Origin of the sequence: Caulobacter flavus (assembly GCF_003722335.1) — a bacterium.
Lineage (GTDB): Bacteria > Pseudomonadota > Alphaproteobacteria > Caulobacterales > Caulobacteraceae > Caulobacter > Caulobacter flavus.
Genome location: NZ_CP026100.1, coordinates 1500916 through 1519521 on the forward strand (window position 1 = coordinate 1500916; position 18606 = coordinate 1519521).

At 70.3% G+C, this 18606-nt stretch carries 21 protein-coding genes, 2 pseudogenes and 1 riboswitch; of the genes and pseudogenes, 18 read left to right on the forward strand and 5 right to left on the reverse strand.

What is annotated here, in order from left to right; translation table 11 throughout:
• Window positions 1-5 precede the first annotated feature (5 nt).
• Complete coding sequence (locus C1707_RS07115) at window positions 6-2339, forward strand: TonB-dependent receptor (protein WP_101711031.1); 2334 nt, start codon at window positions 6-8, stop codon at window positions 2337-2339.
• A gap of 223 nt (window positions 2340-2562) precedes the next feature.
• On the opposite strand, the gene C1707_RS07120 is transcribed toward C1707_RS07115, so the two are convergent.
• Together C1707_RS07120 and purH are read right to left on the reverse strand one after the other, a co-directional pair.
• Complete coding sequence (locus tag C1707_RS07120) at window positions 2563-3336, reverse strand: dienelactone hydrolase family protein (RefSeq protein ID WP_101711030.1); 774 nt, start codon at window positions 3334-3336, stop codon at window positions 2563-2565.
• 16 nt (window positions 3337-3352) lie between these two features.
• A complete protein-coding gene (gene purH / locus C1707_RS07125) occupies window positions 3353-4945 on the reverse strand; it encodes a bifunctional phosphoribosylaminoimidazolecarboxamide formyltransferase/IMP cyclohydrolase (protein WP_101711029.1) in 1593 nt (530 codons plus the stop codon).
• Window positions 4946-4973: 28 nt separating this feature from the next.
• Window positions 4974-5054: riboswitch (ZMP/ZTP riboswitch) on the reverse strand.
• A 330-nt stretch (window positions 5055-5384) separates the two neighbouring features.
• Here purH and C1707_RS07130 point away from each other — a divergent pair.
• Complete coding sequence (locus C1707_RS07130) at window positions 5385-6347, forward strand: IS5 family transposase (RefSeq protein ID WP_123170698.1); 963 nt, start codon at window positions 5385-5387, stop codon at window positions 6345-6347.
• A 122-nt stretch (window positions 6348-6469) separates the two neighbouring features.
• Here the strand turns inward: C1707_RS07130 and C1707_RS07135 are convergent, their stop codons facing one another.
• Entirely contained in the window at window positions 6470-7366 is an 897-nt protein-coding gene (locus C1707_RS07135) for an NAD(P)-dependent oxidoreductase (RefSeq protein WP_101711286.1), read from the reverse strand.
• 201 nt (window positions 7367-7567) lie between these two features.
• On the opposite strand from C1707_RS07135, the gene C1707_RS07140 reads away from it, so the two are divergent.
• From C1707_RS07140 to C1707_RS07170, 8 genes and pseudogenes are all read left to right on the forward strand, one after another.
• On the forward strand, window positions 7568-8143 hold the full coding sequence (locus tag C1707_RS07140) for a (2Fe-2S)-binding protein (RefSeq protein ID WP_101711287.1): 576 nt from the start codon (window positions 7568-7570) through the stop codon (window positions 8141-8143).
• Window positions 8140-10320, forward strand: coding sequence for a xanthine dehydrogenase family protein molybdopterin-binding subunit (locus C1707_RS07145; RefSeq protein WP_101711288.1), 2181 nt, complete (start codon window positions 8140-8142; stop codon window positions 10318-10320). Before C1707_RS07140 ends, C1707_RS07145 begins: the two co-directional genes overlap by 4 nt.
• A gap of 74 nt (window positions 10321-10394) precedes the next feature.
• Window positions 10395-10571: pseudogene (locus C1707_RS27140) on the forward strand (response regulator transcription factor); the annotation flags it as partial.
• A gap of 148 nt (window positions 10572-10719) precedes the next feature.
• Window positions 10720-10998, forward strand: a complete 279-nt coding sequence (locus C1707_RS07155; protein WP_101711317.1) for a hypothetical protein — start codon at window positions 10720-10722, stop codon at window positions 10996-10998.
• 14 nt (window positions 10999-11012) lie between these two features.
• Entirely contained in the window at window positions 11013-11141 is a 129-nt protein-coding gene (locus C1707_RS26960) for a hypothetical protein (protein ID WP_276308897.1), read from the forward strand.
• Between the two features lie 75 nt (window positions 11142-11216).
• Entirely contained in the window at window positions 11217-11570 is a 354-nt protein-coding gene (locus C1707_RS07160) for a hypothetical protein (RefSeq protein WP_101711289.1), read from the forward strand.
• Between the two features lie 37 nt (window positions 11571-11607).
• The gene (locus C1707_RS07165) at window positions 11608-11823 is read left to right on the forward strand and encodes a hypothetical protein (RefSeq protein ID WP_101711290.1); all 216 of its coding nucleotides are present in this window, start codon (window positions 11608-11610) and stop codon (window positions 11821-11823) included.
• A 92-nt stretch (window positions 11824-11915) separates the two neighbouring features.
• Window positions 11916-12332 (forward strand): hypothetical protein, encoded by a 417-nt coding sequence (locus C1707_RS07170; protein WP_240633886.1) that lies wholly within the window; start codon window positions 11916-11918, stop codon window positions 12330-12332.
• Window positions 12333-12525: 193 nt separating this feature from the next.
• Here the strand turns inward: C1707_RS07170 and C1707_RS07175 are convergent, their stop codons facing one another.
• Window positions 12526-13098 carry a nucleotidyltransferase family protein gene (locus tag C1707_RS07175; protein WP_101711292.1) on the reverse strand — a complete coding sequence of 191 codons (573 nt, stop codon included), beginning with the start codon at window positions 13096-13098 and terminating at the stop codon, window positions 12526-12528.
• 37 nt (window positions 13099-13135) lie between these two features.
• Here C1707_RS07175 and moaA point away from each other — a divergent pair, with 37 nt between their 5' ends.
• The 7 genes and pseudogenes from moaA to C1707_RS07205 all read left to right on the forward strand — a co-directional run bounded on the left by moaA (window position 13136) and on the right by C1707_RS07205 (window position 16592).
• Window positions 13136-14155: a GTP 3',8-cyclase MoaA gene (gene moaA, locus C1707_RS07180; protein ID WP_101711293.1), complete on the forward strand. Its 1020-nt coding sequence runs from the start codon at window positions 13136-13138 to the stop codon at window positions 14153-14155.
• 3 nt (window positions 14156-14158) lie between these two features.
• The gene (locus C1707_RS07185) at window positions 14159-14398 is read left to right on the forward strand and encodes a MoaD/ThiS family protein (RefSeq protein WP_101711294.1); all 240 of its coding nucleotides are present in this window, start codon (window positions 14159-14161) and stop codon (window positions 14396-14398) included.
• Window positions 14395-14835 (forward strand): molybdenum cofactor biosynthesis protein MoaE, encoded by a 441-nt coding sequence (locus C1707_RS07190; RefSeq protein WP_101711295.1) that lies wholly within the window; start codon window positions 14395-14397, stop codon window positions 14833-14835. Before C1707_RS07185 ends, C1707_RS07190 begins: the two co-directional genes overlap by 4 nt.
• Window positions 14836-14842: 7 nt before the next feature.
• Window positions 14843-14927, forward strand: a pseudogene (locus C1707_RS27145) (hypothetical protein); the annotation flags it as partial.
• Between the two features lie 32 nt (window positions 14928-14959).
• Entirely contained in the window at window positions 14960-15508 is a 549-nt protein-coding gene (gene moaB, locus C1707_RS07195) for a molybdenum cofactor biosynthesis protein B (RefSeq protein WP_101711296.1), read from the forward strand.
• A complete protein-coding gene (gene moaC / locus C1707_RS07200; RefSeq protein WP_101711297.1) occupies window positions 15505-15972 on the forward strand; it encodes a cyclic pyranopterin monophosphate synthase MoaC in 468 nt (155 codons plus the stop codon). The genes moaB and moaC overlap by 4 nt, the downstream gene beginning before the upstream one ends.
• Window positions 15973-16085: 113 nt before the next feature.
• Complete coding sequence (locus C1707_RS07205) at window positions 16086-16592, forward strand: hypothetical protein (protein WP_101711298.1); 507 nt, start codon at window positions 16086-16088, stop codon at window positions 16590-16592.
• 28 nt (window positions 16593-16620) lie between these two features.
• On the opposite strand, the gene C1707_RS07210 is transcribed toward C1707_RS07205, so the two are convergent.
• Entirely contained in the window at window positions 16621-17616 is a 996-nt protein-coding gene (locus tag C1707_RS07210; RefSeq protein WP_101711299.1) for an XdhC family protein, read from the reverse strand.
• 100 nt (window positions 17617-17716) lie between these two features.
• Here C1707_RS07210 and C1707_RS07215 point away from each other — a divergent pair, with 100 nt between their 5' ends.
• Window positions 17717-18592, forward strand: a complete 876-nt coding sequence (locus tag C1707_RS07215; protein WP_101711318.1) for a bifunctional regulator KidO — start codon at window positions 17717-17719, stop codon at window positions 18590-18592.
• Window positions 18593-18606: the final 14 nt, after the last annotated feature.

Below are 18606 nucleotides of genomic sequence, written 5' to 3' on the forward strand. Positions count from 1 at the left end.
AGTCCATGCGCGCCATCCGCACCACCTCGCTCGCCGGAGCCAGCCTGCTGGCCCTGACCCTCGCCGGCCAGGCGTTCGCCGCCGACGCCCCGGCCTCGACCGAAGTGCAAGAAGTGGTGGTCACCGCCCAGAAGCGCGAGCAGAGCGTGCTGGACGTGCCGATCGCGCTGACCGCCTATTCGGGCGAGACCCTCGAGGCCCTGGGCCTTTCGGAGTTCGAGGAACTGGGCCAGTTCGTGCCCGGCTTCGACGTGCAGAACCAGTCGCCCAACAACCCCGGCTTCGTGATGCGCGGCATCACCTCCGACAGCGGCGAGGCCACCACCGAGCCGCGCGTGTCGGTCTATCAGGACGGCGTGTCGATCTCGAAGTCGCGAGGCTCGTACGTCGAGCTGTTCGACCTGGAGCGGGTCGAGATCGCCAAGGGTCCGCAGTCCACCCTCTACGGCCGGGGCGCCCTGATCGGCGCGGTCAACATCATCCAGGCCAAGGCCAGGCACGAGGCCGGCGCCAGCCTGAAGATCGAGGGCGGCGACAACGGCTACGCCCTGATCGAGGGTGTCGTGAACGTGCCGATCAGCGACGCCCTGGCCGTGCGCGTGGCCGCCCGCTCCAAGAAGCGCGACGGCTATGTCGAGAACCTGTTGGGCGGCGAGGACTTCAACTCGACCGACACCCAGGCCGTGCGCGTCGCCATCGCCTACGACCCGGGCGACCGATTCAAGCTGGACGTGCTGTACAACTACCAGCAGGACAAGCCGTCGGGCACCTCGTTCAAGTCGCTGACCTACGCGCCGACCGACCCGACCACCGGCCGGGTGATCGGCGACCTGGGCCGCAATTCCGGGGCGGCCCTGTCCAGCGTCGACGGCTTCGAGAACGGCCAGGAACTGGGCCTGAACCGCCGCCTGTGGAGCCTGACGGCCCTGGCCAGCTACAAGCTCAACGACGCCTTCACGCTGAACTCGACCTCGGCCTACCGCTACTTCACCGGCGAGGAGGTGTTCGATCCGGACGGCTTCTCGCTGCCGATGCTGACCTTCGCCGAGGACGCCCAAGGCAAGTCGGCCAGCCAGGAATTCCGCCTCAACTACGACGCCGGCGGCCGCGTCACCGCCTTCGGCGGCGCCAGCTGGTTCTGGGAGGACGGCAGCCAGCGCGTGCCGATGCTGATCAACGAGAAGATCGCCGGCCTCTTCCTGAGCGGCGCCCTGCCGCGCCCGGGCGGCCTGTCGCTGCCGGTGATCAACGCCGTGGCCCCGGCGGCCCTGCCGTCGGCCCGCCGCGAGGAATACACCAACTACGGCGAGACCAACTCCTACGACGTGTTCGGCGACGTCACCTTCAAGGCCACCGACCGCCTCGAGCTGACCGCCGGCGCCCGCTACACCTACGACGACAAGACCAGCGGCTACGGCGCCACGATGAGCAGCCCGTCGATCATCATTCTGTCCCAGACGGGCACGCAGCGCGGCCTGATCGTGCAGCCCACCCTGAACGGCCAGGCGCAGTATCAGGACTTCACCGACAACGGCGTCACCTACCGCCTGGTGGCCCGCTACAAGGCGGCCGACAACACCAGCCTGTACGGCTCGGTCTCGACCGGCCGCCGGCCCAAGGTGCTGGCCGGCAGCAACGGGACGCCCGGCGCGGCGGCGACCTTCCGCGAAGTGGCCGCCGAGGAGGTCACCTCCTACGAGGCCGGCGCCAAGACCGCGCTGCTGGACCGCCGCCTGACCCTGGAAGGCGCGATCTACCGCTACGACTACGAGAACTTCCAGACCAGCCAGCGTGACTCCAACGGCCAGACGATCCCGCTGAACGCCGGCGAGGCCAAGGCCACCGGCTTCGAGGGCCAGGCCAACTTCCAGGCGACGAAGAACCTGCTGGTCTTCGCCACCTACGGCTACAGCCACGCCCGCTTCGGCAACGGCCTGTTCGACGGCAACCACTTCCGCCTGTCGCCCGACCACCAGGCCTCGATCGGCGTGAAGGCCTCGGTCGATACGGGCGTGGGCCGCTTCACCCTGATCCCGACCTACACCTGGCAGTCGGAGATGTTCTTCGACAACAACAACGACATCGCCGCCCTGCAGACCACCACCGGCGTGATCAAGGACACGGTCCAGGACGAGAAGCAGAAGGCCTACGGCCTGCTGAACCTGCGCCTGACCTGGCAGCCCGAGAACAGCCCGCTGACCTTCGGCGCCTTCGCCACCAACGTGCTGGAGCAGAAGTACATCAAGGACGCCGGCAACACCGGCGACGCCTTCGGCATCCCCACCTTCATCGCCGGCGAACCGCGCTTCGTGGGCGTGTCGGTGTCGATCAAGCGGTAGGGCCAGGGAAAGGAGCCTCCCCTGTGGGGGGAGGCGATCGCACGAGCGATCGGTGGGGGAGTTGGTGATGACTCCGAGCGCTTCGGAAGCTGAAATCGTCCCCCCTCCGGCCCTCTGGGCCACCTCCCCCAGAGGGGGAGGATCTACTGGCGTCGGCGCTCCTCGAGATGCTCCCCCCTGGGGGCTGTCGCCGAGCGACTGGGGGGCGCCGGCCCCTCTGGCCCTAGCTGAACAGCGGCCGTGGCGGCGCTGTCGCCTTCAGGGCCGCGGCGAAATAGTCCTGCACCTCCTGAAAGAGGTCGGGACGGTAGATGGCGCGGGGATCGTTGGCCTTGTCGTCGTCGAAGGCGTGGGTGGCGTCGGCGTAGAGCTTGAGGTCGACCTTCACGCCGTCGGCGGTCAGGCGGTCGAGCGCCTTCTTGGGGAAGCGCCAGCCGACCACGCCGTCCTTCTGGCCCAGCACCGACCACACCGGCGGCGCGCCGGGGCCCCAGCCGCGCCGGCTGGTCATCGAGGGATAGGCCGCATACGGATAGACCAGCAGCGCGCCCTTGACCTGCCTGCGCAGGGCGACCGGGTCGGCGTCGGGCAGGCCAGTGGCCGTGGGCGCCGAGGTCCCGGCGGCGTAGGCGTCCATGATCGTCCAGGCGCCGTGGCTCCAGCCGGCCAGGAACACCTGGTCGGCCTGCGCCCAGCTCTGCGTCTTCAGCCAGGCCAGAGTCCCGAAGATGTCGGCCGCGCGCTTGGCCCCGTGCAGGGTCATCAGGGTACAGACGAAGAGCTTGCCGTCGATCGTGCTCATGCCGCGCGGCTTGAACGAGTCGAGCACCACGGCGGCGTAGCCCGCCTTCACCGCGACCTCGGCATAGGTCTCTAGGAACGGCGTCTTGCCGCCGCAGCCGTGCAGGATCAGCGCCACGGGAAAGGGCCCCAGGCCCGCGGGCTTGAACACCCGCGAGCGCGCGACGACCTTGGCTCCCCAGTTGGCGCTGTCCATGCGGCTCACTCCACCCTTAGTGGCGGAACACTCGCACGCCGGTGAAGGCCATTGTGAGGCCGAGCTTGTCGGCGGCCTCGATGACCTCGGCGTCGCGCATGGAGCCGCCGGGCTGGATGATCGCCGTGGCGCCGGCTTCGGCGGCCTGGATCAGGCCGTCGGCGAACGGGAAGAAGGCTTCCGAGGCGCAGGCGCAGCCCGAAAGATCCAGGCCGAAGTCGGCGGCGCGAAGCGCCGCGATGCGAGCCGAGTCCTTGCGGTTCATCTGGCCGGCGCCGATGCCCAGGGTCTGGCCGGCGCGGGCGTAGACGATGGCGTTGGACTTGACGTGCTTGCCGATCTGGAAGGCGAACAGCATGTCGCGGATCTCTTCTTCCGTCGGCTGGCGCTGGGTGACGATCTTCAGGTCGGTCGCCTTGATGCGCGCGTCGTCGCGGGATTGCACGAGGAAGCCGCCGGCCACGCTCTTGAAGGTGTCGCCGGTCGACAGCGGGTCGGGCAGGCCGCCGGTGACCAGCAGGCGCAGGTTCTTCTTGGCGGCGAACACGGCGATGGCGTCGTCGTCGGCCTCGGGCGCGATCACCACCTCGGTGAAGATCTCGACCATGGCCTCGGCGGCCTCGCGCGTCAGGCGGGTGTTGGTGGCGACGATGCCGCCGAAGGCCGAGGTGGGGTCGCAGGCGAGAGCCCGCTCGTAGGCCTCGCGCTGGGTGGCGCCCAGGGCCACGCCGCAGGGGTTGGCGTGCTTGATGATGGCGACGGCCGGACCGGCGGCCGGGTCGAACTCGGCGATCAGTTCGAAGGCCGCGTCGGTGTCGTTGATGTTGTTGTAGCTGAGTTCCTTGCCCTGCAGCTGCGTGGTGGTGGCCACGCCCGTGCGGGGATTGGGGAAGGTGTAGAAGGCCGCTTTCTGGTGCGGGTTCTCGCCGTAGCGCATGGTCTGGCGCAAGGTCCCGGCGATCGACTTGCGGGCCGGGAAGTCCTGGCCGAGCTGAGCGGCGAACCAGGCCGAGATGGCCGCGTCATAGGCCGCCGTGCGGGCGTAGGCGCGGGCCGCCAGGGTCTTGCGCAGGGCCAGCGACGCGCCGCCGTCGGCCTTGAGGGCCTCGAGCACTTCGGCCAGGTCGGCAGGGTCGGTGCAGACGCAGACATAGCCGTGGTTCTTGGCCGCCGAGCGGATCATGGCCGGGCCGCCGATGTCGATGTTCTCGACGCACTCTTCGTAGGACCCGCCCTTCGCGACGGTGGCCTCGAACGGATAGAGGTTCACGTAGAGGATATCGATGCCGCCGATGCCGTGGTCGGCCATGGCCTTGGCGTGTTCGGGCGCGTCGCGGACGCCGAGCAGGCCGCCGTGGACGATGGGGTGCAGGGTCTTGACCCGGCCGTCCATCATCTCGGGGAAGCCGGTCAGGTCCGACACGTCCTTCACCGGCAGGCCGGCCGCGGCGATGGCCGCCTTGGTGCCGCCGGTCGAGACCAGCTCGACGCCCGCCTCGTGCAGGACCTTGGCCGCCTCGACGAGGCCCGTCTTGTCGGAGACCGACAGCAGGGCGCGCTTGGGGGCGACGAGATCGGGGGCGGACGGATAGTCGGGGGCGGCGGGCACGGCGGGACTCCGGGTCTGGTTGCGGTCAGAAAGGAGCCCAGGCGCGCGGCATATGCGTTCCGAGCTCCCCGGTGGTCACCCACCTTCAACGCCAGTCACTCGAACGGCGCGGAACATACGGAGGGGCGTGGGGGAGTCAATGCGGCGCGATGATCCTTAATCCCCTTGCGGAAGAAGGTGGCGCGAAGCCTTCGGATGAGGGGGCTATCGGAACTCTCCCTCCCAGTAAAATCCCCGCGAAAGCGGGGACCCAGGCCTTTTCTGAAACCCACGGCGCTCGACGATAAAATACCTGGGTCCCCGCTTTCGCGGGGATTTTACGGATTGGGGATAGGTCCTGATTTTTGCCCGACCCGCTTCGCGGGGCGCCTCCCCCAGAGGGGGACTGTTGCGAAATTGGCTGGCTGTGATTCCTTGGCGTTGAAGCGGGAGGATTGCGATGTCGGTGAAGGCGACGGGCCAGCTTGGATTTGGAGAGATCGGCGCTGGTCGCCGGGCGGGCAGCGCGGCGTTGGATCGAGTGTCGGCGCTGGTGGACTGGTCGGGCTTCGAGAAGGCCCTGGCGGGTCTTCGCGAGGATGGCCCGGGACGTCCGGGCTACCGGCCGCTGCTGCTGTTCAAGGCGCTCCTGCTGCAGGCCTGGTACGGGTTATCGGACGCTGAGCTGGAGTTCCGGCTGGGCGACAGCCTTTCGTTCAGCCGGTTTGTGGGGCTGAGCCTGGAGGACGCGGTTCCCGATCACACGACGCTGTGCCGGTTTCGTAACCGGTTGGTGAGCCAGCGATTGCTCGAGCGGCTGTTCGACGAGCTGGATCGCCAGTTGGAAGGCGCGGGCCTGGTGCTCAAGCAGGGCGCGATGCTGGACGCCACCTTGATCGAGGCGGCCACGCCACGTCCCCGGGGCGGTCCCGATGCCCTGGCGAAGGCCAGGGACCCCGACGCGGCCTTCGCCAAGCACAAGGGCAAGTCTGGCTCGACCTACGGCTACAAGGCCCACGTGAATGTCGATCAGGGCTCGGGCTTGGTGCGGGCGGTGATCACCACCCCCGCAAACGTCAACGACACCGTCCCGGCCGACGCCCTGATCCGGGGCGACGAGGCGGCCGTCTACGCCGACAAGGCCTATGACACCCACGCTCGCCGCGATCGGCTCAAGCAGGCCGGCGTGAAGCCCAGACTGATGCGCCGCCCCAACCGCTATCATCCCCTGAGCGATCGCCAGAAGCGCCTTAACGACCTGATCGCCCGTCGTCGCGCCGCCGTGGAAACCACTTTCGCCACCTGGAAGCGCCGCATGGGTCTGACGCGGGTTCGCTATCTGGGGATGGCCAAGGCCGCCGGCCAAGTGCTGCTCACCGCCATGGCCTTCAACCTGCGCCGCGCCGCCATCCTGACGGCCTGATCACGCCACCCGTCCGTCCCGATCGACCTGAGACCTCCAAAAGGAGGCCTCAGAACGACCACTCCGCGTCCCCAGCACTCCTACAGAGGCGTATTGCAGCGGTCCCCCAGAGGGGGAGGATCTTAGTTGGCCGGCGCGGCCAGCAGCACCTCGACCGCCACGCCCGCCGCCGCCAGCGCCTGGATGTCGGCGGCCTCGACCGGGGCGGCGACGAGGCGCACGACCTGGCGGCCGCTTTGGGCGAGCTCGATGAGATGCTGCGGCGTGGCCTCGGACGGCGACAGGCGGTGGGCGTCGCGGCGGGCCATGGTGACGACTTCGGGATCGGCGGCTTCGTCGACGACCAGCACGTCGGCGGCCGACAGCGCCCTGACCGCTCGGAGAGTCAGCAGGTCGGCGGGCCCCTTGCCGGCCACGAAGCGGACCTTGCCTTCCTTCTTCACGTTCCGGGCCAGGGCCTCGCGGAACAGCACGCCGGCCTTTTCCATGTCGCCGGTCATGGCCGCCTGGGCCGCTTCGCCGGAGAGGGCTTCGCGCAGGAAGGCGCGGCGTTCGTGCAGGGTGGGCAGGGCGCCGCGCACCTCGCTCTGGAAGTTGCGCATCAGGGCGGCCACGCGGCCGGCGCCCTCGGGCACCTGGGCCTCGATGTCCGAGCGCAGCATGGTGGCCAGGACGGGCGCGGCGCCGCCGGTGCCGACGGCCGCCACCACCTCGCCGCGATCGATGACGGCGGGGGTGTTGAAGTCGCACATGTCGGGCTTGTCGACGACGTTGACCAGCACGCCGGCGGCGCGCGCGGCGCGGGCGGCGGCTTGGGCGAACACCTCGTCGGCGCTGGAGACGAAGGCCAGCACGGCCCCGCTGTAGGAGCCGGGCAGGAACGCCGCATGGCCGTCGAGGCGCACCAGGGTGGCGGGCGAGCCGTCGAACAACCGGGCCTTGGCCTCGGCGCCCTCGCCGGTTCCGGCGATCACCACCTTGCGGCCGGCGAGGGGGAAATAGGCGGGGAAGGAGTCCAAGGCGGGGTCCTCTGGCGGCGATCCGGCGGGCGAGCCCCCAAGCTAGGGCGCGTCGGCCTCGAACGTGAGCCCTTTCGCGCAACAGGCGTTCAAGGAACTGGCACGAAACTGGGACCGATACCGATCCTGACGGCGTCAAATTTCGCTGGCGGAGCTTCGGAATAACGGTGTTAGCTCCGTTTCGAGGGCAGGAGACGACGCATGGCGGCGAGCTTGGACGTCAACGGCAAGACGGTGTCGGTGCAGGCCGAGCCCGACACGCCGCTCCTGTGGGTGCTGCGCGACGAGCTGGGCCTGACGGGCACGAAGTTCGGCTGCGGCCTGGCCCAGTGCGGGGCCTGCACGGTGCATGTGAACGGCGACCCGGTGCGCTCGTGCGTGACGCCGATCGCCGCGCTTTCCGGCGCCAGGATCACCACCATCGAGGGCCTGGGCGGCGCCCATCCGCTGCAGCAGGCCTGGGTGAAGCTGGACGTGCCGCAGTGCGGCTACTGCCAGTCGGGCCAGATCATGTCGGCCGCCGCCCTGCTGGCGGCGAGCAAGGCGCCCAGCGACGAGGACATCGACGCGGCCATGGGCGGCAACATCTGTCGCTGCGGCGCCTATCAGCGGATCCGGGCGGCGATCAAGGAGGCGGCGACCAGCGCGGCCGCCCCGGCGGTCGCCGCGCCGCCGGCCGTCGCCGCCAAGCCCGCCCAGGCCGAAGCCGATGTCGACGAGGCGATCTCGGCCGCCTCCGGCGCCACCTCGCGGGTGCAGCGCGGAGAGGTGCGATGAACAGGCTTGTGGGACGGGACGGCTTCAGCCGCCGCGAGGTGGTGGTCGGGGCGGTGGTCGTCGGCGGCGCGTTGGCGGTGGGCTGCTCGCCGGCCGACCTGATGAGCGCCGGCTCAAAGGTCGAGGTCGGGGCGTTCGGCCCGTTCATCCGCTTCGAGCCCGACGGCTTCGTCACGGTGATCTCCAAGCACGTCGAGTTCGGCCAGGGCAGCCATGCGGGCCTGGCCGCCATCGTCGCCGAGGAGCTGGACGCCGACTGGACCAAGGTGCGCATCGAGCAGTCGCCGGCCAACGCCAAGCTCTACGGCAACGGCGCCCTGGGCGCGCAGCTGACCGGCGGCAGCTCGGCGATCTCCAACAGCTGGGAGCAGTTGCGCAAGGCCGGGGCGGGCGCGCGGGCGATGTTCGTCGAGGCCGCCGCCAACCGCTGGAACGTGCCGGCCGGCGAGGTGGCGGTGAAGGACGGCGTGCTGACCCACGCCTCGGGCAAGAGCGCGGCCTTCGCCGACCTGATGGCCGACGCGGCCAAGGTCACGCCGCCCGCCAGTCCCGCGTTGAAGGACCCCAAGACCTTCACCCTGATCGGCACGGACCGCGTGCGCCGCAAGGACGCGCAGGCCAAGAGCGACGGCACGGCCCGCTACACCCAGGACGTCCGCCTGCCCGACATGCTGACGGCCATGGTCGCCCATGCGCCGCGGTTCGGCGGCAAGGTCGAGGGCTTCGACGCCGACGCGGCCAGGAAGGTCGCCGGCGTGGTCGACGTGTTCGAAATTCCCACCGGGGTGGCGGTGGTGGCCAGGTCGACCTGGGCCGCGCGCCTGGGCCGCGAGGCGCTGAACGTCCGCTGGGACGAGGGCAAGGCCGAGAAGCGCGGCTCGGCCGAGCTGGCCGCGGCCTTCCGCGACCTGGCGACCGGCAAGGGTCCGGCCGACCAGAAGTGGGAGTCGTTCGGATCCAAGGGCGACGCCGCCCAGGCGGCGGGCGGACCTGATGGGAGCACGGACGCCTTCGAGGCCGTCTACGAGTTCCCCTACCTGGCCCACGCCACGATGGAGCCGATGAACTGCGTGGCGATCGTCGACGGCAATCACGTCAAGCTGGTGCACGGCTCGCAGGGCCAGACCCTCGACCAGCTGAACGCCGGCAAGATCGTCGGCGCGCTGCCGGGCTCGGTCGAGGTCGAGACCCTGTTCGCCGGCGGCTCGTTCGGGCGGCGGGCGACCTTCACCTCCGACTACGTGGCCGAGTGCGTCCACGTGGCCAAGAAGGTGGGGGGCGGCAAGCCGGTGAAGCTGGTCTGGACGCGCGAGGACGACATGCGCGCCGGCTACTACCGGCCGCTGGTGGTCCACGCCGTGCGGGTGACGCTGGACAAGGACGGCCTGCCGGCCACCTGGCGCCATCGCATCGTCAGCCAGTCGATCATGAAGGACTCGCCGATGCCCTCCAAGGGCGTCGACCAGACCGCCGTCGAGGGGGCGATGGACTCGCCCTACCTCAAGGCCACGCCGGTCGTCGACGCCCAGGTCGCCTTTCCGGAGGTCGGCGTGCCGGTGCTGTGGTGGCGCTCGGTGGGGGCGACCCACACCGCCTTCGTCATGGAGCACACCATCGAGCAGCTGGCCCGCAAGGCCGGCAAGGATCCGGTGGAATATCGCCGCGCCCTCTACGCCAAGGCCGGGGCCAGCCGTCACCTGGCGGCGCTGAACCTGGCCGTCGAGAAGGCAGGGCCGACGGCGGGCGCGGGATGGACGCGGGGCGTAGCGGTGCACGAGAGCTTCGGCTCGGTCGTGGCCCAGGCGGCCGAGGTCAAGCTGGTCGACGGCGCGCCCAGGGTCGGCCGGGTGGTCACCGCCATCGACTGCGGCACGGCCGTCTCGCCCGACCAGATCGCCGCGCAGATGGAGGGCGGAACCTGCTACGGCCTGTCGGCGGCCCTCTACGGCGAGATCACCCTGACCGACGGGGCGGTCGACCAGAGCAATTTCGACACCTATCGGGTGCTGCGCATCGGCGAGGCGCCGAGCGTGGAGACCCACATCGTGCCGTCGGCCGCGCCGCCCAGCGGGGTGGGCGAGCCGGGCACGCCGGTGATCGGTCCGGCGGTCGCCAACGCCCTGCTGGCGCTGTCGGGGCAGGCCACGACGCGGTTGCCGTTCGTCCGGTCTGTCTGAACGTTAACCTTGGCGCGACCGGAATTGACGTCGGACCGCTGGACGAGAGGCTGTGCTAGGACCATCTTAGCGCCATGGTCGAGCCTGCCGACAGCCTTGGTTTCGAGAAACTCACGCCCCGTGAGCGCGAGATCCTGCGCCTGATCGCCCAGCACCAGCGCTCGAAGGAAATCGCGCGCCTGCTCAGCCTGTCGCCCAAGACCGTCGAGATGCACGTGCTGAGCGCCCGCCGGCGCCTGGCCGGCATGCCGCGCCGCGACGCCGCCCTGGCCTTCGTGGCCTGGGAACAGGCCCCCGGTAGTTGGGACCCCGGTAATGACTACCGTAGGCAATCGCCGGACCTAGCCTTCGACCTCGGGCCGGTCTCTCCTGCTTTCAACAGCGGGAGCGGCCATGGCCATGAACGACAACACACCCAAGACGAGGCCTTCGGGGGCGGCTCCCAATTCGGCGTTCTTCATCGCGAGCTGGAAGTCGCTGGAAGAGGGCCTGACCCTGATGGCGGGCACCCCCGAGCGGGAGCGCCTGGTGCCGGAGACGGTCTCGGCGCTGCGCAAGGCGCAGGCGGCTGGCGATCCTCCGTCGAAGCTGCTGCTGCGGGTTCTCGCGGCGACGGCGTTCCTGTCGGACGACAGCCCGATCCGGTCCGAACGCGGGGAGGTTGGCGCCATGACCTGACTCCCGCCCAATGGATGGGCCTGATCCTGGTTTCTGCCCTGGCGGCCGGCGTGCTGCTCAGCGTGGTCACCATGGGGGCTCATGAGTTCCTCTTCGCCCTTCAGCGGTTCCGCGAGGGCTGGAGCACACCGCCGGCGCACTGACCGGCGAACAGCTTTCCGAACAATCCATTCGTCTTGAACGTGCGGGGGGCTCCCGCGCGAGTGGGAGAGTCTTGCATGAAACGCAGCGACGCGGCCCGTGCCGGGGCCGAGAAACTGAAGCGCGCCGAAGCCGCCATCGATGCGGCCCTGCGCGAAACCGCCGAGTTGGTGGGCCTGCTGCCCTCCCTGCGGCTCGATGCGCAGCTGTCGGCCGTGATCGGCCAGGAAGCGATCGAGACCCTCGGCGACACCCTGATCCACATCCTTTCCGCCCGCCGCACGATCGTGAAGGCCCACGGCGACCTGGCCGAGGTCCGCGCCCAGATCGGCTGCGGCGCCCTCGCCGTCGGCGACATGGGCAAGGTCGAGGGCGGCGACCAGCCGCGCACCGCCGGCCTGCGCGCCGTCGAAGGCGGCCGCGCCGCGTGATCCGCGCGGCGATCCTCTCAATTTCCGGAGTCAATCCATGACCGCCGTTCTCGCCGCGCTTCAGCCGGCGATCGATGAAGCCGCCGAGTTCGGCCGCTGCCTGCGCGACCTCTGCCCCGTCCAGAAGCGGGTGCTGACCGCGCTGATGCACCGGCTGATCGCCATGGAAGAGGCCAACGACGCCGAGGGCGCCCTGGTCGTGATCGACGAGGTGCGCCGCATCCTCGGCGAGGGGCGGCTGACGCACCACTGATAATGAGAGCGGGGCCGGATCGCGCTTGATCCGGACCCGTCTTGCGGCATGTTGGCCCCCGCGAGTCGGGGGCTCTTCCTTTGATACAAGCCTTGATTTCCCTGGGCGTGGCGATCGTGATCTGCGGCGCGGCCATCCGGTTCGGCGACAAGCCGGCGCGGCGCGTGGGCGTGATCATGCTGACGGGCTGGCTGGCCTCGCTGATCGTGTTCAGGAACAGCCCGCGCTTCACCGACACCGGCCTGATGCTGATCGACGGCCTGACGGCGGCGCTGTTCGTCTGGGTGTCGCTGTCGTCGCGACGGCTGTGGACGGTGGTGGTGTCGGCGTTCCAGTTGCTGGCCGTGGCTTCGCACCTGGCGACGATCATCGACCATCGCGTGACCATCAACACCTACATGCTCAGCCTGGCCGTCTGGAGCCACGGCATACTGGCGGTGCTGGCCTTCGCCGTCTGGCGCCACTGGCGTGAGCAGCGCCGGGTCGCCAACGAGGACGGTCCGTCCTAGGGTCCTTTATCCGATCGCGCTGATATTCTTACCCGTCATCCCGGCCGAAGGGTCGCGCAGCGAGCCGTAGAGCCGGGACCCAGGGGCCACACGCAGCGCACCTGCCCCTGAAGCCCTGCGGGCTTTCCGGGATGACGAGCGGCAAGCGATTGGACTTCCTGGCCTCGATACGCCGCTCAATCGAATCCGCACCCTAGCCGGGCAGGTCTTCCCGCCGGTCGACGTCGAACAGCACGCCGGGCGCGTCGGTCTCGACCAGGGCCAGGGTGCGCGCCGTCATCAGGCCCTGGGCGCCGCGATCGCCGCTCAACGCCGCCAAGCCCTCGAAGCAGACACGCGCGAACAGCACCGGATGGCCTCGCCGGCCGGCATGGACGGGAGCGACGATCTCGGCGCCCGCGGCCAGTCGCGCAGTCAGCGCGGCGGCCAGGTCGTGCGGGACGTCCGGCATGTCGCCCAGGAACACAAGCACGCCGTCGCTGGCCGGATCGAGCGCCCCCGCGCCATGCCGCAGCGAGGCGCCCAGGCCCTCGGCGGCGTGGGGCGCGACCAGCATGCGCAGGCGGGGGGCGGCGCGGGCGTCGACCAGGTCCGCGACCGCCGTGTCGCCGGGCCGGACCACGACCGACACCCTGTCGACCGGCGCCGCCAGGGCCGCGTCCAGCGCGTGATCCAGCAGCGGCCGGCCGCGACAGACGGCGAGCAGCTTGCCGCCGCCGAAGCGCGTTCCCGCGCCAGCCGCCAGGACAATGGCCTCCAGTCGCATGCGATCCCTTTCCGCGACGCCGTCGGAGGCTTATCCTATGGCGGATATGACGTCCCCTGACGACAGCCCCCGATTGATCGACGGTTTTGGCCGGGCGGTGACCTATCTGCGCGTGTCGGTGACCGACCGCTGCGACCTGCGCTGCGTCTACTGCATGGCCGAGCACATGACCTTCCTGCCGAAGGCGGAAGTGCTGACTCTCGAAGAGCTGGACCGCCTGGCCTCGACCTTCTTGGGCCTGGGCGTGCGCAAGCTGCGGCTGACCGGCGGCGAGCCGCTGGTGCGCAAGGGGATCATGGAGCTGGTCGAGGCGCTTTCCCGGCACCTGAAGAGCGGCGCGCTGGACGAGCTGACCCTGACCACCAACGGCACCCAGCTGGCCCAGCACGCCGATCGCCTGGCGGCGCTGGGCGTGCGGCGGATCAACGTCTCGCTCGATACCCTCAAGCCCGATCTCTTCCGGCGGCTGACGCGGGGCGGCGACGTGGCCAAGGTGGTCGGTGGGATCGACGCGGCCCTGGCCGCGGGCATCCAGGTCAAGATCAACGCGGTGGCGCTCAAGCGCGACAACGCCGCCGAGCTGCCGCAGTTGATCCAGTGGGCCCACGCGCGCGGCTGCGACATGACCCTGATCGAGACCATGCCGCTGGGCGAGATCGACGAGGACCGCACCGACCAGTTCCTGTCGCTGCGCGACGTGCGGCGCGAGCTGTCGTCCTACTGGACGTTGACGGACCTGGCCTACGCCACCGGCGGGCCGGCCCGCTACGCCAAGGTCGAGGAGACCGGCGGGCGGCTGGGGTTCATCACTCCGCTCAGCCACAATTTCTGCGAGGCCTGCAATCGGGTGCGCCTGACCTGCACCGGCACCCTGCACACCTGCCTGGGCCGTGACGACGCCAGCGACCTGCGGGCCGTGCTGCGCGGCGGGGCGACCGACGGCGAACTGGTGGCGGCGATCCACGCGGCGATCGGGTCCAAGCCCAAGGGCCACGACTTCCAGGTCGACGCGCCGCGTCCGGCGGTGGCCCGCCACATGTCGACGACCGGAGGCTAGGCGATGGCCCGCGTGCTGCTGTTCGGACGCCTGGCCGACCAGGCCGGCTGGCGCGAGCGCGAGGTCGAGGCGGGCAGCCTGGCGGCCCTGCGCGCGTCCATCGCCAACGACGACGCCGCCTTGGCCGAAGCGCTTGAAGGCCCTGGCGTGCAGGTGGCCGTCGACAAGGCCCTGGTGCGCGGCGAGGCCGTGCTGGCGGCCGCCACGGAAGTGGCCTTCCTGCCGCCGATGAGCGGCGGATGATCACCCTGACCGAGGCGCCGTTCGAACCCGGCGCGCTGCTGACGGCCTTCTGCGCCGGCCGAGGCGAGACCGGCGCCGTGGCCAGCTTCACGGGCCTCGCCCGCGCCGAGGGCGGCACGGCGTCGATCCTGGAGCTGGAGGCCTATCCGGGCTTCACCGAAAGCGCGATCGAGGCCTTTGCGAAGGGCGCCGCCGCGCGGTTCGGGCTGCAGGACTGGCGGATCGTCCACCGGGTGGGGAAAATCGCGCCAGGGCAGGCGGTTGTGTTCGTGGCGACGGCGTCGAAACACCGCCGGGCCGCCTTCGAGGCGTGCGACTTTCTGATGGACTGGCTCAAGAGCCGGGCGCCGTTCTGGAAGAAGGAGCACGGTCCGGACGGCGCGCGCTGGATCGAGCCCACGGCTCAGGATAGGACCGACGCCCAGCGTTGGGATTAGGCCGTGGATGCGGTTCCTCGTCCTTCGACAAGCTCAGGATGAGGAACCTTTGCGTTCGCCCTCACCCTGAGCCTGTCGAAGGGCGAGGGCGTCGCGCAGGCGTTCGAAGGCAAGGAGAATTCGCATGTCAGGCCTCACCCCGGGCGGCGGGATCAAGCCGGAGCTTCCGTTCAAGCCGGTGCGGGTGGCGATCCTCACCGTCTCCGACACCCGCGACGAGAGCAACGACACCTCGGGCCAGATCCTGATTGACCGCGTCAAGGACGCCGGCCACGAGTTCGCCGGCCGGGCGGTGGTGCGCGACGACATCGAAAAGATCCGGGCCACCGTGCGCGGCTGGATCGACAGCAAGGAGGTCGACGCCGTCGTCACCACCGGCGGAACGGGCCTGACCGGCCGCGACGTCACGGTCGAGGCGCTGGAGCCGCTGTTCCACAAGGTGATCGACGGCTTCTCGGTGGTGTTCCACCTGGTGTCCTACGCCACGGTCGGGCTCTCGACCCTGCAATCGCGGGCCACGGCCGGGATCATCGACGGGGTGTTCGTGTTCTGCCTGCCGGGCTCGAACGGGGCGGTGAAGGACGGCTGGGACAAGGTGATTTCCGCCCAGCTCGACAGCCGCCACAAGCCCTGCAACATGGTCGAGCTGATGCCGAGGCTTCTGGAGAAGTGAGCAAGCTGACCCACATCGACGACCAGGGCCGCGCCCGCATGGTCGACGTCTCCGACAAGCCGTCCACCGCCCGCGAGGCGGTGGCGACGGGCTTCGTGCGGATGAGCCTTGAGACCCTGGCCCTGGCCGTGTCCGGGACCGGCCGCAAGGGCGACGTGCGCGCCGTGGCCGAGCTGGCCGGGGTGATGGCGGCGAAGAGGACCTCAGACCTGATCCCGCTGTGCCATCCGCTGGCGCTGTCGAAGGTGGTGGTCGAGGTCGAGCCGGGCGAGGGCGGCCTGTCGGTCACCGCGCGGGTCAAGACCACCGGTCCGACCGGCGTGGAGATGGAGGCGCTGACCGCAGTGTCCGTGGCCTGCCTGACCATCTACGACATGCTCAAGGCCGCCGAGAAGGGCATGGTCATCGAGGCCGTGCGGCTGCTGGAGAAGACCGGCGGGAAGTCGGGGGACTGGAAGGGCTGAGGCTGCTTCGCGCGGCGCTGAAGCGCGCGCCGCAAAGGACCTGGACTCTCTACTTACAATAATGGAAATTGCTCCCAAGGCTGCGCATCGACAGCCACGCAGGGAGACGTCTCATGGTCAGGATCGCGGGCGCCGTCTTGGCGGCGGCCTTGGCGCTGGGCGCGGCGCCGTCCGCGCACGCGGGCTTCGTGTCGGCCGGTACGCCGATCGAACTGAGCGGGCCGATAACGGTCAAGGTGGCGGGTTCACCGGCCTACAGCTGCACGCTGACCCTCAACGCTGCGATCGGCAGCAGCGGGACCACGATGACCGTGTCGTCCGGCTCGATGGGGCCGCCCGGCGCGCCGTGTGCGCTCATCACGCCATGGTTCAGCCCGGCCTGGTCGTTCAACACCCTGCCGCCGGCCAGCGGCGCGGTGGTCACCGACATGACCATCTCCAACTTCTTCCTGCACACGATCGTGACCGACTGCCGGGCGACGATCGAGGTGCAGTGGAACGACGCCGCCAACATCCTGACCATCCCGGCTCAGGCGGTGGGGCCAGTGCCGCCGCCCTACGGCTGCGAGATCAGCGGCGTCCTCGAGTCGACGCAGAACCTGACGATCACCCATCCGTAGGGAGCGGCCTTGGCGGTGGCGGGCGCGCTTAGCCCACCGCCTCGGCCCTTCTCTCCAGCGCCGGCTGTCCGTTGCGGGTGGCGATGATCTCGCCGATGACGGCCACGGCCACCTCGAACGGGGCCTTGCCGCCCAGGTCCAGGCCGATGGGCGCGCGCAGCTTGGCCAGGTCCCTTTCCGTCAGGCCGTCGGCCTTCAGCGCGCAGAGCCGTTCGGCCAGCCGCCGCCGCGCGCCCAGCAGGCCGACATAGGGTGCGGGCGAGGGCAGGGCGGCCAGCAGGGCCTCGTGATCCAGCGCCATGTCGTGGCTGCACACCGCCACGGCCGTCCAGGCGTCGAGGCCCGTGGCCGCGAGCGCGACGCCCGGAGCCTCGCGGCTGTACTGCACGCCGGGCAAGGGCGGCGCGGCCATCGGGCCCTTGGGGCGGACCAGCGTGGTTTCGAACCCTGCCTGGACGCCGAGGCTGGCCAGGGCCAGGGCGGTGGGATCGCCGCCCATGACCACCAAGCGCGGGACCGGATCGAAGCGGCGCATGAACACCCCCGGCCACGGAACCGGCGTGGCGCCGACCGGCGCGCAGACCCGCCGGGTCCCGTCGGTGAACCACAGGGCCGGCCGCCGCTTCCGGGCGTGAGTCAAAAGGTCGCGCACCGCGCCGTCGTCGGCGTTAAGACGTTCGACCAGGATCTCGATGCGGGCGCCGCACAGCAGGCGGATGTCCGGCCAGGGGCTGCCTTCGCCGTAGACGAGGCGTCTCGGGATCCCCGTCTCCAGCACCGCCCGGGCGTGCAGCTCGACGTCGCCCTCGATGCAGCCGCCCGACAGGAAGCCGGCCACGAAGCCTTGCGCGAACACCATTTGCGTGCCGACCGGACGCGGCCCCCCGCCCTCGAGGGCGATGATCGTGGCCAGCGCCGCGGGACCTTCCGCCAGGGCCGTTTCGAGGGCCGGCCGCATGTCGTCGGCCAGGCCGTGCATGGGCCATTCGGGGCCGGAAAGGGCGGCGGGATCGGTAAGGTCCATCGAGCCGATCTTAACCCCTCGGCAAGGTTCCAGAAACGCCTTCTTCAAACCTTGGCGCGTAGGCTCCTCGACATTGGTGCTTCATCCGACGCGGAAGTTCATGTCGCTCACCGTCTCAAAGCTCGGTCTTGCCGCCGCCCAGTTCGGACTGGACGGCATGAACGCGTCGCCGCGTTCGCGCTCCCCCGAGGTCGAGGCCCGCGACATCCTGAACATCGCCGCCCGCGCCCGCCTGTCGGTGCTGGACGTCTCGGGCGTCTATGGCCGCTCGGAATCCGTGCTCGGCGACCTGATCCCGCGTCCCGTCTCGTGCCGGGTGACCCTGGCGGCCGCCCGCGCCGACCGCGGGCCGGACTTCGTCGAGGCCGAGGCCCGCGGCTCGCTGCGCCGCCTGGGCCTGGAACGCGCCGACACCATCGTCGTCCAATCGCCGTCGGAACTGTTCGGCGTGCATGGCCCGGCCATGTGGGACCGCCTGCTGCGCCTGCGCGAGCAGGGCCTGTTCCGCAACATCGGCATTTCCGCCCACGCCACCGACGATCCGGTGGGCGTGGCCCGCCGCTTCAAGCCCGACATCATCCAGGCGCCCGCCAGCCTGCTCGACCAGCGCCTGCTGGCCGACGGCTCGCTGCAGCGCATCGCCGGCATGGGCGTCGAGGTGCAGCTGCGCTCGATCTTCCTCAACGGCCTGCTGTTCCTGCCGCCCGACCGCGTTCCGGCCCAGCTGAAGGGGGCCTCGGGCCGCCTGTCGCGCGTGCGCCGCATGATCGCCGAAGGCCGCTCGGACCCGCTGCAGGCCGCCCTGGGTTTCGCCCTGTCGCGCCCGGAGGCCTCGGCCGTGATCGTCGGCGTCACCTCGGCCGCCGAACTGTCGGCCGTCGTCGCGGCCGCCTCGAGCCCGCCGCCGGACCTGGACTGGGACGAGATGGCCATCGACGATCCGGTGGCTCTCGACCCGCGACGTTGGGTCGCCTAGCGGCGGACCCGACT